Here is a 19,584-nt window from a genome sequence, read left to right as displayed (position 1 = left end):
CCTGCCCTGACCCGGCGGGCCAGGGCCGGGCCCGGCGGCGGTCAACGGCCCCGGGGGCCCGGGCGAAGCGAAGTGGGCGATGACGGACCATAACAAGCACGCTGCAGTCACTTCCGAGTCCCAAGCGCTCGGCGTCGGCGCCGGAGCATTCTTCCTCCTCGGTGTCGCGGCGTTCCTGCTGGCCGGGCGGGAACCGGTCCCGTTGGCCGGCAGGGGTTCAGCCGGTGACATCGCCGCCGTCGGCACGGCGGTCGTGGGGGCCGCCGCGGTGGTGATCGGGCTCCTGCGCGGCCGCAGATTTGAACCGAAGGAATTCCCCTCTGCCAGCCGGACACGGCGCATTATTGACACCGCCGCACTGGCACTGGCCCACGGGAGCATCTTCCTGCTCGGCTGGCTCGCGTTGTTCTCCATTTTCCAGCGGGCTTTCCAGGGTGCGGTCTTGTACCCGCTGGCGGCGGCAATCCTCGTCGGCACCGCCGGGGCCCTTAGTGCCTATTTCGCGTACCTGTCCGCCGTCAGCATGAACGCCTACCGGCTGGCTGCGGTCCTGGCCGTCTTCCTCGTCACCGGCGTGCTCACGAGCATGCTTACCGCCGAGAATCCGCTGTGGTGGCAGGAACACCTCAGCGCCCTAGGTGCGACTTCCGATGTGTCGGGGGTGGCGTTCAATGTCACGCTGATCGTCGCCGGCGCCGTGGTCACCACCCTGGCCGGCTACGCCACGAGGACCCTCGAAGCTGCAGCAGGAACCGCCTCCGCGCGCCGCAGCGTGGGAATACTGCAGGGAGGCATCGTCCTCATCGGTGTACTCCTGGCCTGCGTGGGCATTTTCCCCGTGGATGAGCGGTTCGGCCTCCACACCGCGGCGGCTTCCGGCATGGCCGTCGTCTTCGGGGTCCTCGTGGTCCGCATCCGGACCCTCGTCCCCGGAGTGTCCGCCACTTTCGCGTCGCTGGGGTGGGTCTTCCTGGCCGTCATCGTCGCCGCCGCGGTGTTGTACTTCCCGCTCGGCTACTACAACCTGACGGCCGTGGAGCTCATCGCGGGGGCGCTGGTCTTCGCCTGGCTGATCGTCCTGATCCGCCAGCTGGCCGCCGTCGACGCCGACCAGGCTGCAGCAGGCCGGCCGGCGGGCCCGCAGACCCAGCGAGCCGGCACGTCCGCCCGATCTGCCGGGGCCGGAACGGACAGGACCGACACGGGGCCCTGATGGGGAAGCAACCTGGGGAACGGCACACGAAGGAACCGCGGCGGGGGAACCCGGCCGGGCTGCCGATCGTCGGCCAGCTCCGTTCCTATGACCGGGGTCACCCTCCGCCTCGCCCGGCTGAAGCCCGCGGTCCGGGCCACCCTGGCAAGGGACGGCGTGATCGAACGCCTCGGCGAAGGCAAGATCCACGGCAACATCTTCAGGGCCGTCCAGGCCCAGCAGCCCGCCGTCGAGAAGGGCCGTGAGGGCGCCCCGGACTAACCGGCCGGCCCGCGGCAACCTCATGCCCCGGGAATGATTCGCCACACGCGTCCCATGGCTAGTTTTGGGGGAGCATGCCCAACGACCGCGGGAGACGATTGCAGATGAGCACACCCAACGGCGGCGGCACCCAGACGGAGCCGTTCAACGGCAGACTCGCACTGCTACTGGCGATGGCGATGTTCGTGCTGGTTGTCGACACCTCCATCATGAACGTCTCGATATCCGCCGTGGTGGAGGACATCGGCTCGACCGTCAGCGGCCTCCAGTCGGCGATTGCACTTGAGGCACTGGTCTCGGCCGCTTTCATTCTGATCGGCGGAAAAATTGGCGACCTGTTCGGCCGCAAGCGTGCCTACGTGATCGGACTCGTCTGCTACGCCATCGGCGCCCTGTCGATGACGCTGGCTCAAAGCCTTCTGCCGATCATCATCTTCTGGGCAGTGATTGGCGGGCTTGGCGCCTCGCTTCTGCTGCCCGCCATGCAGTCCCTTATCCACGGCAACTTTGAGGGGGCGGCGCAGAAACGGGTCTATGCCCTGGTGGGCGCCTCGGCTGCGATCGCCGCGGCCGTGGGGCCGTTGCTGGGTGGTTTCATCACCACCTTCCTGTCCTGGCGCGTCGCCTTTATGCTCGAGGCCGTTATCATCGCGGTGGTGCTGTCCGGCATCAAACTCGTTCACGACGTGCCTTTCGTAGGGTCCCGGGACCTGGACCTGGTCGGATCCGTCCTGTCCATCGTGGGGATGGGCGGCATTGTGCTGGGCATCCTGGTGTGGCAGGAAGGCGGCGAATCGGTGGGCGCGCTGCTGGCCGTGGGCGCCGTCGGGCTCGGCGGACTGATCTACTGGCTCCTCCGCCGCAAGCGGCTTCACAAGGCGACCCTGCTGGACCCGGACCTGTTCCAGTCGCAAGGCTTCCGCTTTGGTGCGACGGGCCAGATGCTGCAGCAAATCGCGCTCGGCGGGACCATGATCGTGCTGCCCATTTACCTCCAGATGGTTCTGGGCTACAACGCCATGCAGGCAGGGCTGTCCATCGCCCCGCTGTCGTTGACTATGTTCGCCGTCGCCATGCTTGCCGGCAAGCGTGCCGGGAAGCGCCGGCCGGCGAGCCTCATCATGTGGGGTTTCCTGCTCTTGATCGCGGGCCTGGTGGTGCTGGTCCCGATCGTCCCGCGCGCGGACTCCGGCTGGTGGCTCCTGCTGCCCCTGACCATTGCCGGCTGCGGCCTGGGGCTTCTGGTGTCCCAGCTCAACAACTACACCTTGTCGCCGATTACGGACGAACGGGTCAGCGAGGCCGCCAGCGTGAACTCGGCCGCAGGGTCCTTTGGTTTGTCGCTGGGGCTCGCGTTCGCGGGCGGCATCATGCTTGCGTCGCTGTCGTCCATCTTCGTCGGCATGGCGGCCTCCAGCACCGTCCTTGCGCCCGAGCAGCAGCAGCAGGTCGCGCAGAGCCTGGAGGAGGACGCGCAGGTGATGAGCGACGCACAGCTTCAGGAGCTGCTGGCCGGGGAAACGGAGGAAGTCAGGAACGAGATGATCCGCATCAACAACGAAGCGCGGCCCCTTGCCCTCCAGATCGCGCTGGTGGTTCCGCTTCTGGCGGGAGTAGCCGGTCTGTTCACGTCCTTCCGGATGAGGCGGCTGCCCGATCCCAAATCTTCCGGGGCCGGTGAAGGCGCGATTTTGGGCTGAGCCCCGCACCCCTGATTTCCACACGGAATTTCACCCGCAGCGGGTGAGGAATGCGGTCCGGAACGCGCCGAAAATGTTGGTATCTGCCACTGGTCAGGCAGCCATTTCCACGCCGCATCAACTGAAAGCAGGGCAGTCTCATGAGTTTCTGGGAAAACTTTTGGAATATCTTCTTGTGGTTCTTTTATGTGTACGCATTCATCGCTTTCCTTTATGCGCTGTTTGTGGTCATTGCCGATATCTTCCGTGATCACGAATTGAACGGCTGGCTGAAGGCAGTGTGGATAGTCTTCCTCGCGTTCCTCCCGCTCCTGGGCGTGCTGGTATACCTGATTGCCCGCGGCAAGAGCATGACCGGACGCATGAGTGAGCGGGCCCGGCGGAACCAGGAGTCGACGGATGCCTACATCCGTGAGGTCGCCGCTCCGAGCCCGGCAGAGGAAATCTCCAAGGCCAAGGCCCTGCTGGACGCCGGGACTATCAGCCAGGACGAGTTCGCGAAAATCAAGAGCAGCGTGCTGGTCTGAGCGTGGAGGGCGCGCCCCGGCGGTTGAACCGCCGGGGCGCTTTTCCTTGTTCAGGTGTGCTGTTCAGCGGTCCTGTTCAGAGGGTGCTCTGCGAGCTGTTGTTCACAGCTGCGCAATCCCATAGCCCACAAGGAGCACTCCAATTGTCAGGGTTGCGGACGCCGCGATAACGCCCCCGTGCCGCTGCATCCACGCATAGATCGCGGTCAGCGGCGCCTGGGCCCGTTCCGGGGAACGCAGCCAGATGCTGATGGGGGCGACCACCGCTGACTGGACGGCCACGGCGTAGGCGAGGACCAGCAGGGTGCCTTGGAACCATGGCGGTTCCCGGACGCTGATGACCGCCCCGGCCGCGACGGCGAGCAGGACCGACTTCGGCCGCAGGTTCAGTCCCAGGCCCAGGACGGCGTACTCCCACGGCCGGGCGGACTGGAACCGCGCCTTCATCTTGCCCACCACGGCGTTGTCCGCCTGGCTGCCGTGCCAGAACAGGTAAACGGCATAGCCAATAAGCAGGACGCCGACACCCAGACTGATCCAGGCCAGTACTTCGTCCTGCCTCCTTGGCCTTCCCGGCAGGAATTGCAGCCCGACGGCCGAGAAGCCTACAACCAGGATGGAGCCGGCCACGCTGCCGATCAGGAACGGAAGTGCACCCCGGCGCGGGTTCGGGGAGAGCAGGATCATGATGGTGATGCTCACCGGCACGGTGCTGATCGCGCCCGCGAGGGCGAACAGCGCCAGGCTCATGACTGTACTCAGCACGGAAACGTCCCCTGCCCTGGGCCATGGACCGGCGCCATCTCACGCCTTCGGTGTGCTGGCGGGGCCCGGGTTCGCCGGTCCCCGCCGTGCCCGGCGGGCGCGGATCGCCTCGTCCTCCTGCTTCAGGATGACTTCGAGGGACTTCTGGTCTCCCGTCAGCGGCCGCCACCATGCGACGTCGGGATTGGAATCGAGGAGGATCGTGCGGGTCAGGAGCGTCAGCGGCACGGCGAGGATGGCGCCGGCGGGTCCCAGGAGTACGGCCCAGAACAGGACCGAGGCGAACGTGATGGTTTCGCTGAGGGCCACGGCGTTGCCGACGTACCGGGGCTGGATGATGGACTGGATGATGGTGTTGATCCCGCCGTAGATGACAATGATGGCCAGCACGGTGGGCCAGCCCCCGGTGAGGAAACCGAAAAACAGGGGCGGGACGATGGCGATGAAGTAGCCGATGTTGGGGATGAAGCTGCAGATGAAGGAGAGCAGCCCCCACAGCAGGGCGCCCGGGACCTGCAGGATGACCAGGAGGATCCAGTTGAAGAGGCCCTGGGCGACACCCAGGACCGTGGTGGCAACCATGTACCGGCGGACGTTGCGGCCAAAGTCGTTGTAGGCGGTGACCAGGTGCGGCCGGTGGTAATTCAGGTGCGTCAGGACGGCCGGCATGCGGGAGCCGTCCACCGCCATCAGGATCAGCATGGTCAGGATGACCACCAGGCTGCCGATGAGGCTCGTGATGTTCCCCAGTAATCCGGCGAGGAAGCTGATGAGCCGGCCGGGAGTGAATCCCTCCAGCACAGCCTGGGTCTGCTCGGGGCCGAATCCCACAGATTCCAGCAACGCTGTGATGGAGGCGCCCAGCTGGGCAAGCTGCGGAGCGTACTGCGGCACCAGCGCCGAGAACTGGGCGAGCGAGGCAATGAAGATGGTCGCGAAGCCGGCGAGCAGCGCAAAGACAGCCGCGATGGTGCTTCCTGTTGCGATTCCCCGTGAGATCCCGCGGCCCTGCATCCAGCGCCGCAGGGGGTGGACGCAGAGTGTCAGAACAAAGGCGAAAAAGACGGGGATGACTATTCCCCGCAAGGCGGACAGGCCGAAGCCCACGGCGGCGGCAGCTGCCAGGGTGAGCAGGATGACTGTTGCGCGGGGGAGGGCAGGATCTGGAGCTGATTCCGCTGGTTCCGGCCCCATGGAGAGCCCTCCTTCGATCACCGTGGACACAGTTTAGAGGCGCAGCGGCGGGCTTAGTAGGGTCCGGGCGGCGCCGCGGTCCCCTTCCCAGGGTCAGCTGGTGACCCTGGTTTTGATCCGCTCGAACTCGTCCGGAGAGATGGTTCCCGAATCCATGAGGGCCTTCGCCTTGGCGATTTCCTCCGTGGGGCTCGCGGCAGCGACCCGGCGGATATAAGAATCGGCTTCGGCCTGGTCCCGGCGGGCCCGTTCCATGGACCGCTGGGCCATGCCCTTCCCGCGCGCCACCATGTACACCAGCAGCGTCAGGAACGGCACAAACGCCAGGAAGATGATCCAGACAGCTTTCCACCAACCGCTCAGTTCATGGTCACGGAAGAGGTCGGCAATGACCATGTACAAGGCGTACAGAAAAGCGAAGAGCGCATAGAAAATAAAAAACCACCAGAAAATGTCCCAAAAGCTTTCCCAGAAGTTCACTTGGTTTCCCTGCTTTCATTTGGTGCGGCATTTTTCGTAAAACGCAGGTCCGGCCGGAATGGCCCGGGCCGGAAGGAGCTGCAACCTAACATTCAACGTCCGTGACGAGGTCACTCAGGGCGCCTTGGACATTTACCGCTTCGTCCCGAAGGGAATCGATGGCATCGGTCAGGGTGGCGTCGTCGGGAACGTCATTGACGGCGGCCGTGAACGCGTCCTCGGCAGCCCGGACCGCGTCCACGCGGGCCGCTGCCGCGCTCCCCGTTGCCGTGACCAGATCGTCATAGGTCTTCACCACCTGGTCCCGCGCCGCGCGGACTTGTTCCACCGTCACGCCGGGCTTGAGGCTGTCCTTGAAGCCGGTGAGTGCGTCGGCGAAGGCGTCGGCGGCGGCGCAGACCGGGGAAACGGTCGGCGTCGGACTGGCCGTGCCCGGACCCGTGGATGTAGCTGCGGGGCTGGTGGTGCCTGACGGCGGGCTCGGCATGCTGCAGCCGGCCAAAAGCGCCAGCGCTGCGCCGGCGGCCAGTAAACGTGCGCAGATTTGCTGCGGCTTCGCCATGTGTGGCCCCTTTCGGACGGGCATTCGCCTGGCAGCACCATCACTGGCAGGTAAGTCCATGGTTGGCCTCGTTCCGCGGGCCTGCCTCACCCGCCGGGGGTGATCCGGGGCCTGTTCCGGCGCGCGACCAATTGTGGGATGATGCGGGCATGCGCGCCCGGGAGCTTTGGAAATAGCTTTCAATTCCGGAAACTTCGGGGGTGCCGGTCAACCCCGGACGGCCCCCGCCGAAGGGGGAGGCGGGTCCTGGCTGATACTGCTGAAAGGAAAAGGCATGACTTTCTGGGACTATTTCTGGCTGATGATGTCGTTTGTCCTTTATGTTTCCTATCTGGTGGTGCTTTTCCTGATTGTCAAAGACATCTTTTCCGACCCCACACGCACCGGCTGGAGCAAAGCTGTCTGGGTGATTGTCCTGATCTTCCTGCCGGTCCTGGGCGGCGTGGCATATTTGATTGCCTTTGGGCAGTCCATGGCGCTCCGGCAGGCAGTGCGAAACGACGCGGCCCGGGACGAGGCCGAAGTCGATGTCCGCCCGACGGCCGGCAGCGACCCCGCCGAACAGATCGCCCGGGCGAAGGCGCTGATGGACGACGGTGCGCTGACCGCCGAGGAATTCGCCGCGCTCAAACAACGGGTTCTTCGCCAATAGCAGTTGTACCGGACGGGTCACCCGCCGGAGATGATGTGCGGCCTTTCCATCGGTGATGGAATCGTGATGCAACCCGGCTGATCTGAAGGAGAAGACATGTGCCGCTGGCTAGCGTATTCGGGTTCTCCCGTTCGATTGGATGACCTCCTCTACAAACCCGCCAACTCGCTCGTGATGCAGGGCAAACACGCCCGTATGGGGGTGGAGACCACCAACGGTGACGGTTTCGGCGTCGGGTGGTACGGCAACGCACCGCTTCCCGGTGTTTTTCACAGCACTGAGCCTGTGTGGCACGACCGCAACCTGCACGAACTTGCGCAGCAGGCCTCGGCCGCCCGCGTCTTCGCGCACATCCGCGCCACCACGGGCACAGCCGTGCAGCAGACCAACTGCCACCCGTTCCGCCATGGCCGGTGGCTCTGGATGCACAACGGTGTCCTTGCGGACTTCCCGAAGGTTAAGCGTGATCTGGCCATGGCAATTGCTCCTGAGCTCTATCCCGAGATAGAGGGGTCAACCGACTCGGAGATGTTCTTCTACCTCGCACTGACCTTCGGTCTGGAACGCGACCCGCGCGCAGCGGTGGCCCAGGCGGTGGGAGTCATCGAGGACGCAGGGCGGCGCCACGGCGTCGAGCACCCCATCCAGATGACGGTGGCCACCACCGACGGCGAGACGACGTGGGCCTTCCGTTATTCGAGCGAAGGCAACTCCCGGAGCCTCTTCCACAGTACGGACATCGCGACCCTCCGCGCCCAGTATCCGGACAACCCCCTGCTCCATGACCTTTCCGACGACACCCGGCTGGTGGTATCCGAGCCGCTGGGCGACCTCCGCGGGGCGTGGCAGGAGGTACCGGATGCCACCTGCGTCGTGGTGCATGGCGGCAACCAGGACCTCTACTCCTTTACTCCTACAACTGCTTAGGGCAGCGGGCGCGTCGGATGGGTCCCTCCGGGGTGGGACTCTTCCGGCGGCGCGCCGGCCACACCCGCGCCTGCCACACCCGCGCCGACATGGGCGGCAGCGACCGCCGGGCGGCACAGCAGCTCGATCAGGAGGATCGCCAGTACGGCCAGGACTGCCGTCCAGATGGCGACGGCCGCCGTCGGGTACTGCCAGAGAATGAGGACAAGGACGGCGATACCGATGACGGCGGCTTCCAGGATGCGGCGGTAGCGTGCCAGCCAGTGCTGCCACGGCTTGGCCTGCCCGGCCCCAATCTTGCCGGTCACGTAGTCGCCGGCCCGCGCCAGGCCCTGCCGGACGGACTCTGCCGGGCGTGAATGGCCGGTGAGGAACGCGGCCAGCGCCATCAGCAGGCCCACCACGAAGACAAACCGCACGGCGGTCCGCAGCGGCACCAGGACCGTATCAACGAGGCTTTGCGCCGCTGCGGGGGAGACCGCGGACGACGGGATCGTGTCAAGGAATATGTCCAGACCGACGGCCAGCGCGAGTGCCAGGACCGCCATGGCGATTGCTATTGCCAACCCGACCCGGCTGGTGGTGCGCCGCCGCCAGCCCCGCGGTGCCACGGCGATGGCTCCGATGGCGCTCAGCACCGTCAGCCAGGCGAGGATGGGGGCGGTCCGGTCCAGGGCTCTGATGACCTCCGTGGCCCGGGCCAGTTCGGGGGACTGGACCAGGGTGATCTGTGCGTCGACTTCCGGAATCCGTGCCGCTATGTCAACCCCCTGCTCGAGCAGGAGGGTCTTGACCCGGGCGATGATCTCCTTCGTGGAGATAGAGACGGTGCCGGTTTCGTCGATGCTGACTGTCCCGCCGGTGTTGCCCGTGGCCAGATTGACGATGCTCTGGTGCGCCACCCTGTTGACCTGGGTCCAGAGATCCTGGAACTGCGGGCTGGCGACGAATCTGGAGACCGCGGTGTGGATCAGGGACTTGGTCTGTTCGGCGATGGCGGGGGCCAGGCCGGTGATCACGGCGGCGACGCGCGGCGCCACGTTCGCCAGTTCGGTCATCGCATCCCGGGTGATGCCCTCGATATCGACTGCTTCGGTGATCTGGGCGGTGACCTTGTTGGAGATCTCCGCCTGTATTGCCGGGTCCGACGCCAACGGTGCAACTGTGGCCACGTAACGGTCCGTGTCGAGGACCTCGCTGCGCAGGTACAGCGCCGGCACTGCGGCGATCGCCAGAACGGCGGTCAGGACCACCAGAACGACGGCGATGATCCGGCGGGCCAGCCCCGCTCCCGTGCCTGGCGGTTTCGGCACTGCCGTGACGGCCCGGTCCCGTTCGAGTTGCAGCCGAGCCACTTCGGCGCGCAGCCGCAGGATCTCTTCCTGCTCCGGACTGCCGCCGTCGACTGCATCATTATGAAGTGTCATGGCCTGCTCCGCTCGGGCCGTTTCCCGCCGCACGGCTCGATGGTCCGGCATGACGGGCCCGGTGAGCCGGCACGGCTCTGGGTGTGCGGACAGCGATGGAAGTGCTTCAATCGCTTCACGGGATCCACCTCCAACGTCTGGGTTTGGGTAGGGGGTGCCTGGCGTCGCAGGCGGGAAACTACATCAGAAGCCGTGATTTTGCGGCGGTAAATTCGGACTCGGTGAGCATGCCGGTGCGCCGCAGCTCGGCCAGCCGTGAGAGCTGGTCCGCCAGTTCCTGGCCGGCGGCCGGCGGCGGCGCGGCGGAGGGTTGGGCACCCGGAGCCGGAGCCTCCCGGGCCGCAGCCGTCCGGGCAACGGATCCGAGCAGCCCTGGCCGGCCGGCTCGAGCAAATGGCATGAACAGTTCCTTCCCTCAATGTGCCGGTCAAGTTGGTGTGACTCCGTCGGCTTCGAGCGCCAGGACCGCTTCCGCGTCTGGAACCCGGCCCTGCAGCGCCGTGACACCTCCTGAGCGCCGCACCTCTTCGGACAGCCGGTGGGCCCAGCGATGTTCGACGACGGCGATCAACGCCGTTTCGTTGTTCCCGATGGTCTCCGCGGCCACGGCGATGTCGGCGTCGCTGAGCAGCGTCATGGGACGGGCGTCCCGGATCAGCCCCGACCACGCCGCGGGCAGACCGTCGTGCAGGTCGCGGACGTGCACCGCCCCCGCCCGGTCCCTGCTGACCAGGACAATGTCCGCCAGGGTAATGGCTCCGGATTTCACCGTCTCGCTGAGTGCCTTGATGACGTTGGCGCCGATGGCCGGTTTCGGAAAGGCACAGACAATCACTTCCAACGGCCCGATCTTCATATGACGCTCCTGTTCCTGCGCGCGCGGTCCAGCCCTGTGCAGTACTGCAGCCGTGACACCTCTCATTGTCCGCAAGGTCCACCTGCCGGGCCCCACCCGCCCGGGGTGATCTGTTGGCAGCTGCAAGGGAACCGGCGTACGGGGGAGAGGACAGAGCGCCCGCCCGGGAGGCTCCTTCAGGACGGGACCGGCCGGCAGCATCCCTTCCGGCACTGATCCGGCGCCCCTGCCGGCGCCGCCGCTCACCCGAAAGGGGTGACGCTAGCGGTTGCCCAGCCGTCGGCCGGCTGCGAAGAAGGCAACTTTGGCGACCAGCACGAGCGCGCCCATGCCGGCGATCATCTGCACCGTCACAACTGCCCGGGCGAGCTGGCTCACGGGAGTGATGTCCCCGAACCCGACAGTGGCGAACGTGACGGTGGTGAAGTAGAGCGCATCCATCTTGCTCAGCGGCTCGGTAAATGCCAGCGGGTCCGTTGTGGACATCGATGTGTAGAGGAGAGCGAAGAGAACCAGGAACATCAGGACGGTCTCGACAACGGCTTCGGCGGCGCGGACCTGGGGCACCTCCGCGGCAATGATCATCCGCAATTGAAGTGCCAGGGCGCACAAAAACACGAGCAGTATCAGCACCAACCGGATCCAGGCCCCCGCCGAATTGTCGTCGCTGAAGCCGGTGACAGGAATGAAGTTGAAGAGAAAAAACAGCAGGATGAGAAAGGCAGCAAGCCGAATTCCCGCGGCCAGGAAAACGTGCCGTCTGGTGGCCCGGTCGAGTTGACGGATAAACACGGGGCTCTTGCGGCTACTTTGATGTGCGGCCATGACTGATGTTACCGCGCACGGACCGTCCCAGCCGGGGCGGCCGAAGCGGTGGTTCTGCGGGTCGGGCGGCGGTCGGGCGGGGTGCAGGCACAAGGACCTTATGCCCCTATTGGACGCTATTGGTCGTCTCTACGATCGGTTACGTGGGACAACCGCAACATTCGGAATCGGTCTACGGTCCGCAATTAAAGCTCCGGCCGCCTCTGCGCGGACTGGGGACTCTTGAGCGCCCGCGCCTGGAAGACGCTTTGACTGCGGCCGCCGATGCTTACCGGCTGACTCTCGTCGCGGCGCCGGCAGGGTACGGCAAATCCACCCTTCTGAGCGAGTGGGTCCGCAAGCGCGATTTCCAGTGTGCCTGGTTGTCGCTGGACCGCTTCGATAGTCAGCCGGCCCGGCTCTTCTCAGGGGTTGTAGGGGCCCTGCAGGCTGTTGCCGGGCAGGTGCCTTTGCCAGGAAACGCCGCGCTGATGGCGCTGGACCAGCAACTTGCCGCGGACCGCGCCGGTTCCTACGATTCGCTGCTCGGGGCTTTGGAACAGCTCACGGAGCCCATCGCGCTTGTCATTGACGATCTTCACCTGGCCGGCCCGGGACTGGCCAACGGAGTAGTGGGAGTACTTGCTGCTTCAGCCCCGCCGGCCTTGCGGCTTGTCCTTTCGGGACGCGGGCATCCCGCGATCCAGTTGGAGCGGCTCCGTTACGGGGAGGGACTGCGGGAATTCAGTGCCGCGGACCTGGCCTTCACCCGGGGGGAAGCGGCAGAATTTGCCACTTCGCTGGGACACGGGCCGGGCTTCGACGCCGGAGTAATCTGGCACCGGACGGGCGGCTGGCCGGTGGCTGTCCAGGCCGGCCTCGGCACGCCGGCCCAAGCGGTTACCGTGCCGGACGGGAGCCCGGTGAGTCGTCCCGTCCAGGTACCACTGGCCGATTACATTGCCGAAGAGGTCCTCGACCAGCTTGACCCCGCACAGGCGGAATTCGTCCTGCGGGCCACTGCCTGCGACTGGCTGGACCGGCGGCTCGCCGTGGAGCTCAACGGTCAGCCCGACGGCGGGATGTTGCTGGAGGCGTGCCTGCGGGACGGGCTGTTCATCGAGGAGCGCGAATACCGCGGCGGTGAATCGATGTACCGTTGGCAGTCGCTCTTCGCGGCCCAGTGCCGCCGGATACTGGAGCGGCGGGATCCCCTGCTCGCGGAACGCCTCCACAGGGTTGCGGCGCGGCATTATGCGGAGACCGACGTCGGAGAGAGCGTGCCTCAAGCCCTCGAGGGCAAGGCTCCCAGGCAGGCTGTCACGGCACTCGGAGCGTACTGGCTCGAGTTCCTGCTGTGCAGCGGAGCCCATGCTCTTGAACAGGCGTGCCGCGAGCTGCCGGCGCCCTGGAACGACGACCCTGAAATCCTGATGGTCAGTTCGGTCTGCCGGGCACTCGACGATGACAGCGAGGCTGCCACGGAACTCACCTACCGTGCGCTGGCGCGGACTTCAATGCTGGACGCGGTGCGGCGACGGAAGTTTGACCGCTGCCGGACAGTCTTCGAGCCGTCGTCCGCCGGCGGGCAGCCGGATGTTCCGGCAACGTATGCTCCGGCAAATGACGGCGGGGCGCTGGAATGCGGCCGGCCCACCACATCGGGCCTGTTCCTGCTGGCCCAGGCCGAATTCAGGTTGCACCGCATTGGGGACCAGGCCGCGCTCCTGCTCCAGTCTGCCGCGGGCGCGGCCAGCCACTGGGAGGCGGTGGAAGCCGGCTCCGCAGCAGAACTTGCTCTGGCATTTGCAGCTGGGGGAGACCTGGCGGCGGCCGAGGACATTGCAACGCAGGCGCTCGACCGGGCAGACGGGCTGGGACGGGCGGCGCAGGACCGGATGGGGGCGGCTTGGCTGGCGCGCGGGATCGTCTGCTACTGGAAGGACGAACTGAGCGGCGCCAGGGCCCACCTGGCCAAGGCCCAGCGCATTTGCGGCTCGTCGTTTCCGCTCGGCCCGCTCACAGTCTTCTACGAAGTCCTCGTTGACTGTGCCAGTGGCGACCAGGGCCACCTGGCTGAGTCCACGGCGGCGCTGGAGGCGCTGTATGAGCAGGGCCTGTATCAAGTGTCGTGGGCGGATTTCCACACCATCGCCCTGGCCAAGATTGCCGAATCCAAGGGCGACCTGGACGCCGCACTGACAGTGGCGGCCTCTCTGGGTGCCGGCGGACGCTCCCCCGTGGTAAACGTGCTTCTGGCCGAACTCCTGCGCCGGGGCGGGGAACGCGGTGCAGCCGTACTGTGTGCACAAGCGCTGTCCGGCCGGCACCTCAACCTCTATCTGGACACCAGCCTGAGCCTGACCGAGGCCCTCCTGGCCCAGGCATCCGGGGATGAGGCCAAAGCGCACCAGCGGCTGGAGCACGCGGTCCGGCAGGCTGAGCCCCAGTCCGTGCTGCGCCCCTTCGCCGAGCGGCGCGACGAGCTTGCGGACCTCCTGATCCGGCACGCCGTGTGGGGGACCTCGCATGAATCATTCGTTGCAGCCCGGATGGCACGGCACGCCGAGGAACCTCCGCACCTCCGGACCCGTTCGTACTGGACCCTCACAGACCGCGAACGGGAAGTTTTGGCCTACATGCGCTCCGTGATGACCGCGGCTGAAATTGCCGAGGCCCTGTTCATCTCCGTGAACACCGTCAAGACACACGAGCGTTCCATCTACCGCAAACTGGGCGCAGCCGGCCGGCGCGATGCCCTCAAGACGGCCGCCGAACGCGGCATCGTCTGACCAGGACGGCCTGGCACGGCGGTATTTCGTTGGGCTTATGTCCGGGCCAAGGGATTTCACCCGCGGCGGGTGAGGACCACGCCGGCGTTGGTGTCCACACTGGTCATGACTGCCAAGAGCTGGCTGGGGAGAACACGTCCAGGAAAGGAACCTCCCGATGTCCAAGAACCCAAACCGCACGTTTGCGGGTGCGATCACTCTCGCAGCTGCCATCGCTTTGCTGAGCGGCTGCAGCACCCCCGCCGCGAACACCCCGCAGGAGAACGAATCGCAGGCGTGCGCAGCCACCAAGGCCTACGCGTCAGCCCTGACGTCCTTCAAGGACTCGTTGACGCCCACATCCACGGTGGACCAGGTCAAGGAGGCGAGGGAGCAGGTGGCGAAGGCCCACGAGGACCTGCTGAAGGCGAGCGAGGCCGTAGCCGAGGATCGCGTGGACGCCGTCAAAGAAGCCGAGAACAAGTTCTCGGCTGCCGTCAGGGACATACCGGACGACGCGACACTCGCGCAGGCGCGGGCGTCCTTGCTGGACGAGGCGGCCAACGTCCAGGCTGCGCTGAGCGATCTCGGGACATCGGCCAAGTGTTGACCGACGGCACCCGCCGCGGGCCGTCGCCGGACTAGTTGGAAGCAGGGCAGCCACATGAGTTTCTGGGAGAATTTCTGGGACATTTTCTGGTGGTTCTTCACCGCCTGTGTCTTTTTCGCCTACTTGTTTGGCCTCTTCGCGATCATCGGCGACCTGTTCCGCGACCCCGGCCTGAGCGGGCTGTGGAAGGCGGTGTGGGTGGTATTCCTGGCGTTCCTGCCCTTCGTGACGCTGCTGGTGTATCTGGCTGCCCGCGGCGACGGGATGGCCGAACGGTCTGCGGAACGGTCCCGGCGGCACTGGGAGGAGGCCCATGCCTCCCCCCGGGCAGCTGCCGGGAGCCCCTCCGGGGAGATCACCCGGGCCAAGGCGCTCCTGGACGCCGGAACAATCAGCGCTGAAGAATTCGAACGCATCAAAGGCCGGACGCTGGCCTGACCCGGCCTGCGGCGTCGGACGGGTATCAGGTCACCATGCGCGAATTCCTCCAGGATCCCGAAGCCGTCGCCCTGCTGCTGCTGGCGGCCCACATTTTGCTGGTGGGGGTCGCAGCTGTCCTGGTGTCGATGAACCGCCGCCCGTCGTCGGCCATTGCCTGGGTCCTCGCCATCATCTTCATCCCGGTGCTCGGTGCCGTCGTCTACCTTCTGGTCGGCTATTCAAAGTTGCCCAAGGCCCGCCGGGACAAGCAGCGGAGAATCAATGAGCTGGTACTGGAGCGAACTGCCGGGAGCAGCCTCATCAGCCAGGGCGGGAACTGGCCGGAGTGGCTGCACTCAGCTGTGACGCTGAACAACAACCTTGGGGCCCTGCCGATGGTCGGAGGCAACCACGCCGAGCTGCTGCCTGACTACAACGGCACCTTCGATGCCATGATCGCGGACATCGACACGGCCACGAGGTACGTGCACGTGGAGTTCTACATCATGGCGCTGGATGACACGACGGCGCCGTTCTTCCATGCGCTGGCTCGCGCCAAGGAACGAGGTGTGGCGGTCCGCGTCCTGTCGGACCACCTGTCCGGGCTGATCTTCCCGGGCCGGAAGGAAACCCTGCAGTACCTCGAGGACGCGGGGGCGGAGTACCACCCGATGCTGCCCGTGCGGCCGTGGCGGGGCCAGTGGCAGCGGCCGGACCTGCGCAACCACCGGAAGATCGTCGTCGTCGACGGCCGGGTAGGGTTCACCGGTTCGCAGAACCTCATCGACGCCAGCTACAACAAGAAGGGAAACCTGAAGCGCGGACTCCAGTGGCATGAGTTGATGGTGCGGCTCGAAGGCCCTGTAGTGCGCGAGCTGGACGCGGTGTTCGCGACCGACTGGTACAGCGAGACCGACGTCATACTGCCGCTGGAACACGGCTCCGTCGTCCACCGGCCGGGGTCCGTGCCGATCGACGCGCAGGTTCTGCCCAGCGGTCCCAGCTTCGACAACGACAACAACCTGAAGCTCTATGCAACGCTCATCCACAAGGCCGAACGCCGCGTCAGCATCACCAGCCCGTACTTTGTGCCGGACGAATCCATCCTGATGGCCATTGTGACGGCCGCAGCCCGGGGGCTCAGCGTCGAGCTCTTCGTGTCCGAAATCGGCGACCAGAAGATGGTGTACCACGCGCAGCGCTCCTACTATGAGGCGCTGTTGCGCGCCGGCGTCAGGGTTTACCTGTACCGGGCCCCGCAGGTGCTGCATTCAAAACACTTCACCATCGACGAAGAGGTTGCTGTGATTGGCTCCAGCAACATGGACGTCCGGTCCTTCAGCCTCAACATGGAGGTGTCCGTGCTGGCGCATGGGCGCGGTTTTGTTGATGCGATCCGCGGCATCGAGGACGGGTACCGGGCGAACAGCATCGAGCTGAAGCTGGAGGACTGGATCCGGCGGCCCGTCGCCGAGAAGGCGTTCGACAACCTGGCACGGCTGACCGCCTCCCTCCAGTAGGGCCTACCGGGCGGCGTCGGTCAGCAGCTGCCGGAACTGCGCTTCCGTATCCAGGGTGAGCTTCTTGCCGTTGAGGAAGAACGTGGGCGTCCCGGTGACGCCCAAGGCCGCGCCGTCCGCCGCGTCCTTGCGGATGCGGTCCCGGGTGGCCTCGGCCGCCACCGCGGCGTCGTACTTGGCCATGTCCAGCTCCAGCTCCTGGGCAAAGCCCCGGAAGACCGCAGCCTGGGACTCCTGCTTCCCGCCCCACTCCGGCTGGGTTTCGAACAGCTTGGCCGCCATCTGCTCGTATTTGCCTTGTTGCGCGGACGCTTCCACGGCCAGGGCGGCCGTCCCCGAGTTCCGGTGCCCGGGGAGGGGGTAGTAGCGGTTCACGAACGTGATCCGGTCCCCGTACTCCTGCTTGAGTTGCTCGACGAGCGGATGGGCGGCCCGGCAGGACTCACATTCGAAGTCCAGGAACTCCACCAGCTGGGCCTTTTCGACGGCGGGGGAGGTGAGGCGGTGGCTGTCCTCGCGCACCAGTTGCGCACTGGCGGCCGGTTGGGGAGCCGCCGGGGCGGGTTTGGTGGTGGTGAGAACCGCGTACCAGATGAGGCCCGCCGCGACGATCAGTCCGAGGATGATCCACACGGCCACGCGGACTGTGCGTGCAGGATCGGCCCGGGCCCGGTTGGGTACTGCTGCGGTTTGTTTCATGGGTGACTGCTTTCTTCGTCGTGGGGGCGTGGCAAGGGAATCCGGCGTGCGCAGGTCGGGTGCGTGCCGTTTTTGGGTTCAGCTTCCGCTGCGGGGCGCGAACATGATCACGGCCACGCCCAGCAGACAGATTGCCGTGCCGGTGATGTCCCAGCGGTCGGGGCGGAAGCCGTCGAAGGCCATGCCCCAGGCGAGTGACCCGGCGACAAAGACGCCGCCGTAGGCGGCGAGGATGCGGCCGAAGTGCGCATCCGGCTGGAGCGTGGCTACGAAGCCGTAGGCGCCAAGCGCCAGGACGCCAAGGCCGGCCCACCACCAGTCTTTACCTTCGCGGACCGATTGCCAGATCAGCCAGGCACCGCCGATTTCGGCGGCGGCGGCGAGGGCGAACAGCACGATGGATTTTGCGATTGTCACCGACCCATCATTGCAGGGCGGTCCGAACTGCAGTTGAGCCTTAGGATTCCTGCAGGTCCCGGGGACTACTGAGCCGGCACCCCTGGCGGCTGCATTGCCTGGCAGCAACCCGCCACACGGGCTGGTTGGACGCAACAGGGCGTTCGTCCTTCCAGATCGGAATGACCCTTGAGCCGCACTCGCGGCATGGCGGCTCCACATGTGCTCGGCGTTGCGCCTTGTTCATCATTTCCCCCCAAGAAAACTCCCGCCAATCTAGCTTTAACTCCAGCGAATGTACAAATGAGAAGCGGCTGGTTTATCGGCGCCCCGGGGCAGCCAAGGACTTGTTTTCGGGGGCTGGTCCGGGGTGCTCCCGAAAATCGGGAATACTGGAGCGGTCCGCCCCGTTGATGAGCTATCCAAGCACTCCGAAGAAGAGGGACTTACCCCAGTGGCAACCGATTACGATGAAGTACGCTCCGACGTCAAGGAATCGCAGGAAAAATCCCTTGAAGCGCTGCAGTCCGCCAATGCCCCGGACGCCCGCAGCGTAGTACGTGAGCTGGATGAAGCGGACTCGCTGGACGGGGCGATGATTCCCGGCGGAGAAATTGTCGCTGAAGAATTGACCGTCCAGGTCATCCCGCAGGCAGAGGATGAATTTACCTGCTACTCCTGTTTCCTGGTCCGACACCGCTCACAGATCGCCCGTGAAAAGAACGGCCACGCCTACTGCACCGACTGCGAAGGTTAAAGCCTTCCGGCGGATCACCCAGGTCATGTGACGCCGGGGGCACTACACTCACGGCATGGCTTTAGTGGACTGGCTGCTGGATTCTGATCCGTCCGTCCGCTGGCAGGTACTCCGGGATCTCGCGGGGCCCCCTGCCGGCGACGTCGCCGCGGAACGGGCACGGGTGGCAACCGAGGGGTGGGGTGCCAGGCTGCTGGCCCTGCGCGGCGAGGACGGCCAGTGGGCCGGAGGAGCGTACTTCCCGGCGGCCGGCGGGTCCGATGCTCCGGACGACGGCAGCCAGCCGTGGACAGCAACCACCTACAGCCTCCTGCTGCTCCAGGCCTTCGGCATAGACCCGGACAGCCGGCAGATGCGCAGGACCGTGGCCCTGGTGCGGGACAACTGCCGCTGGGAGGAGGGCGGGCAGCCGTTTTTCAGTGGCGAGGTGGAGCCCTGCATCAACGGCATGACCGTTGGCCTTGGAGCCTACTTCAACCAGGATGTTGACGGCGTCGTGGCGCGGCTTCTCAGTGGGCAGCTCGACGACGGCGGGTGGAACTGCTGGGCCGGCGACGGCGCGGTGGTGTCATCCCTTGCGACGACCATCAATGTGCTCGAGGGCCTACTGGCGTATGAGCAGACAACGGGCGGTTTAGCGGAATCAGTCGCGGCGCGGCGGCGGGGTGAGGAATACCTCCTCGAACGGAGGCTGTTCCGGCGCAAAAGTACTGGGGGCATCATTGACCCCGACTGGCTGAAGTTCAGCTTTCCCACCCGGTGGCACTACGACCTACTGCGGGCCCTGGAGTATTTCCGCGCTGCAGGCGACCCGCCCGACCCGCGGGTGGCCGAAGCAATCGAAGTGGTCCGCTCCAAGCGCCAGCCGGACGGCACATGGTTGCTGGAGAACACGCATCCCGGGCAGGTCCACTTCGCGCTGGAGGACGGTGACGGACGGTCCAGCCGGTGGAACACTCTGCGGGCACTGCGGGTCCTGCGGTGGTACGGGGACAGAACGCTCCCCTGAGACCCGCATGCGGGCCGTCCCTGTCCGGGCTGCC

Annotated in this window: 22 protein-coding genes; 12 read left to right on the top strand and 10 right to left on the bottom strand. The window is 66.0% G+C overall.

The annotated features are described in order from the left end of the window. Positions 1 to 79 precede the first annotated feature (79 nt). From ACTWQD_RS11800 to ACTWQD_RS11785, 4 genes are all read left to right on the top strand, one after another. Positions 80 to 1,213, top strand: a complete 1,134-nt coding sequence (locus ACTWQD_RS11800; RefSeq protein WP_443196315.1) for a hypothetical protein — start codon at positions 80 to 82, stop codon at positions 1,211 to 1,213. A gap of 87 nt (positions 1,214 to 1,300) precedes the next feature. After that, positions 1,301 to 1,474, top strand: a complete 174-nt coding sequence (locus ACTWQD_RS11795; RefSeq protein ID WP_443196314.1) for a hypothetical protein — start codon at positions 1,301 to 1,303, stop codon at positions 1,472 to 1,474. Between the two features lie 104 nt (positions 1,475 to 1,578). Continuing rightward, positions 1,579 to 3,174, top strand: a complete 1,596-nt coding sequence (locus tag ACTWQD_RS11790; protein WP_443196313.1) for an MFS transporter — start codon at positions 1,579 to 1,581, stop codon at positions 3,172 to 3,174. A 140-nt stretch (positions 3,175 to 3,314) separates the two neighbouring features. Next, the gene (locus ACTWQD_RS11785; protein ID WP_443196312.1) at positions 3,315 to 3,701 is read left to right on the top strand and encodes a PLDc N-terminal domain-containing protein; all 387 of its coding nucleotides are present in this window, start codon (positions 3,315 to 3,317) and stop codon (positions 3,699 to 3,701) included. A gap of 102 nt (positions 3,702 to 3,803) precedes the next feature. Here the strand turns inward: ACTWQD_RS11785 and ACTWQD_RS11780 are convergent, their stop codons facing one another. The 4 genes from ACTWQD_RS11780 to ACTWQD_RS11765 all read right to left on the bottom strand — a co-directional run bounded on the left by ACTWQD_RS11780 (position 3,804) and on the right by ACTWQD_RS11765 (position 6,702). After that, positions 3,804 to 4,466, bottom strand: a complete 663-nt coding sequence (locus tag ACTWQD_RS11780) for a GAP family protein (protein ID WP_443196311.1) — start codon at positions 4,464 to 4,466, stop codon at positions 3,804 to 3,806. Positions 4,467 to 4,505: 39 nt separating this feature from the next. Next, a complete protein-coding gene (locus ACTWQD_RS11775) occupies positions 4,506 to 5,660 on the bottom strand; it encodes an AI-2E family transporter (RefSeq protein WP_443196310.1) in 1,155 nt (384 codons plus the stop codon). A 93-nt stretch (positions 5,661 to 5,753) separates the two neighbouring features. Continuing rightward, positions 5,754 to 6,140: an SHOCT domain-containing protein gene (locus ACTWQD_RS11770; RefSeq protein WP_443196309.1), complete on the bottom strand. Its 387-nt coding sequence runs from the start codon at positions 6,138 to 6,140 to the stop codon at positions 5,754 to 5,756. Between the two features lie 85 nt (positions 6,141 to 6,225). Next, entirely contained in the window at positions 6,226 to 6,702 is a 477-nt protein-coding gene (locus ACTWQD_RS11765; RefSeq protein WP_443196308.1) for a hypothetical protein, read from the bottom strand. 274 nt (positions 6,703 to 6,976) lie between these two features. Here ACTWQD_RS11765 and ACTWQD_RS11760 point away from each other — a divergent pair, with 274 nt between their 5' ends. Together ACTWQD_RS11760 and ACTWQD_RS11755 are read left to right on the top strand one after the other, a co-directional pair. Continuing rightward, positions 6,977 to 7,354, top strand: coding sequence for a PLDc N-terminal domain-containing protein (locus ACTWQD_RS11760; protein ID WP_443196307.1), 378 nt, complete (start codon positions 6,977 to 6,979; stop codon positions 7,352 to 7,354). A 96-nt stretch (positions 7,355 to 7,450) separates the two neighbouring features. After that, complete coding sequence (locus tag ACTWQD_RS11755; protein ID WP_443196306.1) at positions 7,451 to 8,281, top strand: class II glutamine amidotransferase; 831 nt, start codon at positions 7,451 to 7,453, stop codon at positions 8,279 to 8,281. On the opposite strand, the gene ACTWQD_RS11750 is transcribed toward ACTWQD_RS11755, so the two are convergent. The 4 genes from ACTWQD_RS11750 to ACTWQD_RS11735 all read right to left on the bottom strand — a co-directional run bounded on the left by ACTWQD_RS11750 (position 8,278) and on the right by ACTWQD_RS11735 (position 11,389). Beyond that, entirely contained in the window at positions 8,278 to 9,708 is a 1,431-nt protein-coding gene (locus ACTWQD_RS11750; RefSeq protein WP_443196305.1) for a hypothetical protein, read from the bottom strand. The genes ACTWQD_RS11755 and ACTWQD_RS11750 overlap by 4 nt on opposite strands. Before the next feature lie 178 nt (positions 9,709 to 9,886). Beyond that, entirely contained in the window at positions 9,887 to 10,108 is a 222-nt protein-coding gene (locus tag ACTWQD_RS11745) for an SHOCT domain-containing protein (RefSeq protein WP_443196304.1), read from the bottom strand. 27 nt (positions 10,109 to 10,135) lie between these two features. Further along, the gene (locus tag ACTWQD_RS11740; protein ID WP_443196303.1) at positions 10,136 to 10,564 is read right to left on the bottom strand and encodes a DUF6325 family protein; all 429 of its coding nucleotides are present in this window, start codon (positions 10,562 to 10,564) and stop codon (positions 10,136 to 10,138) included. A gap of 261 nt (positions 10,565 to 10,825) precedes the next feature. Then, entirely contained in the window at positions 10,826 to 11,389 is a 564-nt protein-coding gene (locus ACTWQD_RS11735) for a potassium channel family protein (protein ID WP_443196302.1), read from the bottom strand. Positions 11,390 to 11,637: 248 nt separating this feature from the next. On the opposite strand from ACTWQD_RS11735, the gene ACTWQD_RS11730 reads away from it, so the two are divergent. From ACTWQD_RS11730 to cls, 4 genes are all read left to right on the top strand, one after another. Beyond that, positions 11,638 to 14,160, top strand: a complete 2,523-nt coding sequence (locus ACTWQD_RS11730) for a LuxR C-terminal-related transcriptional regulator (RefSeq protein WP_443196301.1) — start codon at positions 11,638 to 11,640, stop codon at positions 14,158 to 14,160. A 157-nt stretch (positions 14,161 to 14,317) separates the two neighbouring features. Next, a complete protein-coding gene (locus tag ACTWQD_RS11725; protein WP_443196300.1) occupies positions 14,318 to 14,749 on the top strand; it encodes a hypothetical protein in 432 nt (143 codons plus the stop codon). A gap of 54 nt (positions 14,750 to 14,803) precedes the next feature. Then, the gene (locus ACTWQD_RS11720) at positions 14,804 to 15,187 is read left to right on the top strand and encodes an SHOCT domain-containing protein (RefSeq protein ID WP_443196299.1); all 384 of its coding nucleotides are present in this window, start codon (positions 14,804 to 14,806) and stop codon (positions 15,185 to 15,187) included. A gap of 35 nt (positions 15,188 to 15,222) precedes the next feature. Then, on the top strand, positions 15,223 to 16,689 hold the full coding sequence (gene cls, locus ACTWQD_RS11715; protein ID WP_443196298.1) for a cardiolipin synthase: 1,467 nt from the start codon (positions 15,223 to 15,225) through the stop codon (positions 16,687 to 16,689). A 3-nt stretch (positions 16,690 to 16,692) separates the two neighbouring features. On the opposite strand, the gene ACTWQD_RS11710 is transcribed toward cls, so the two are convergent. Together ACTWQD_RS11710 and ACTWQD_RS11705 are read right to left on the bottom strand one after the other, a co-directional pair. After that, a complete protein-coding gene (locus ACTWQD_RS11710; RefSeq protein WP_443196297.1) occupies positions 16,693 to 17,388 on the bottom strand; it encodes a DsbA family protein in 696 nt (231 codons plus the stop codon). Positions 17,389 to 17,466: 78 nt separating this feature from the next. After that, entirely contained in the window at positions 17,467 to 17,805 is a 339-nt protein-coding gene (locus tag ACTWQD_RS11705; protein ID WP_443196296.1) for a YnfA family protein, read from the bottom strand. Between the two features lie 433 nt (positions 17,806 to 18,238). On the opposite strand from ACTWQD_RS11705, the gene ACTWQD_RS11700 reads away from it, so the two are divergent. Both ACTWQD_RS11700 and ACTWQD_RS11695 read left to right on the top strand, forming a co-directional pair. Next, the gene (locus tag ACTWQD_RS11700; RefSeq protein ID WP_443196295.1) at positions 18,239 to 18,541 is read left to right on the top strand and encodes a DUF4193 domain-containing protein; all 303 of its coding nucleotides are present in this window, start codon (positions 18,239 to 18,241) and stop codon (positions 18,539 to 18,541) included. Positions 18,542 to 18,596: 55 nt separating this feature from the next. Next, positions 18,597 to 19,550, top strand: a complete 954-nt coding sequence (locus ACTWQD_RS11695) for a hypothetical protein (RefSeq protein ID WP_443196294.1) — start codon at positions 18,597 to 18,599, stop codon at positions 19,548 to 19,550. Positions 19,551 to 19,584 lie beyond the last annotated feature (34 nt).

Source organism: Pseudarthrobacter sp. 1C304 (genome assembly GCF_052245515.1).
Lineage (GTDB): Bacteria > Actinomycetota > Actinomycetes > Actinomycetales > Micrococcaceae > Arthrobacter.
The sequence above is the reverse complement of the archived record's forward strand: the minus strand, read 5'-3'. Positions and strand labels throughout refer to the sequence as shown.

Bases quoted from the DNA above. Each gene is read 5' to 3' on its own strand.
- ACTWQD_RS11800 (WP_443196315.1), top strand. From the start codon at position 80: ATGACGGACCATAACAAGCACGCTGCAGTCACTTCCGAGTCCCAAGCG.
- ACTWQD_RS11795 (WP_443196314.1), top strand. From the start codon at position 1,301: ATGACCGGGGTCACCCTCCGCCTCGCCCGGCTGAAGCCCGCGGTCCGG.
- ACTWQD_RS11790 (WP_443196313.1), top strand. From the start codon at position 1,579: ATGAGCACACCCAACGGCGGCGGCACCCAGACGGAGCCGTTCAACGGC.
- ACTWQD_RS11785 (WP_443196312.1), top strand. From the start codon at position 3,315: ATGAGTTTCTGGGAAAACTTTTGGAATATCTTCTTGTGGTTCTTTTAT.
- ACTWQD_RS11775 (WP_443196310.1), bottom strand. From the start codon at position 5,660: ATGGGGCCGGAACCAGCGGAATCAGCTCCAGATCCTGCCCTCCCCCGC.
- ACTWQD_RS11765 (WP_443196308.1), bottom strand. From the start codon at position 6,702: ATGGCGAAGCCGCAGCAAATCTGCGCACGTTTACTGGCCGCCGGCGCA.
- ACTWQD_RS11760 (WP_443196307.1), top strand. From the start codon at position 6,977: ATGACTTTCTGGGACTATTTCTGGCTGATGATGTCGTTTGTCCTTTAT.
- ACTWQD_RS11755 (WP_443196306.1), top strand. From the start codon at position 7,451: ATGTGCCGCTGGCTAGCGTATTCGGGTTCTCCCGTTCGATTGGATGAC.
- ACTWQD_RS11750 (WP_443196305.1), bottom strand. From the start codon at position 9,708: ATGACACTTCATAATGATGCAGTCGACGGCGGCAGTCCGGAGCAGGAA.
- ACTWQD_RS11745 (WP_443196304.1), bottom strand. From the start codon at position 10,108: ATGCCATTTGCTCGAGCCGGCCGGCCAGGGCTGCTCGGATCCGTTGCC.
- ACTWQD_RS11740 (WP_443196303.1), bottom strand. From the start codon at position 10,564: ATGAAGATCGGGCCGTTGGAAGTGATTGTCTGTGCCTTTCCGAAACCG.
- ACTWQD_RS11735 (WP_443196302.1), bottom strand. From the start codon at position 11,389: ATGGCCGCACATCAAAGTAGCCGCAAGAGCCCCGTGTTTATCCGTCAA.
- ACTWQD_RS11725 (WP_443196300.1), top strand. From the start codon at position 14,318: ATGTCCAAGAACCCAAACCGCACGTTTGCGGGTGCGATCACTCTCGCA.
- ACTWQD_RS11720 (WP_443196299.1), top strand. From the start codon at position 14,804: ATGAGTTTCTGGGAGAATTTCTGGGACATTTTCTGGTGGTTCTTCACC.
- cls (WP_443196298.1), top strand. From the start codon at position 15,223: ATGCGCGAATTCCTCCAGGATCCCGAAGCCGTCGCCCTGCTGCTGCTG.
- ACTWQD_RS11710 (WP_443196297.1), bottom strand. From the start codon at position 17,388: ATGAAACAAACCGCAGCAGTACCCAACCGGGCCCGGGCCGATCCTGCA.
- ACTWQD_RS11695 (WP_443196294.1), top strand. From the start codon at position 18,597: ATGGCTTTAGTGGACTGGCTGCTGGATTCTGATCCGTCCGTCCGCTGG.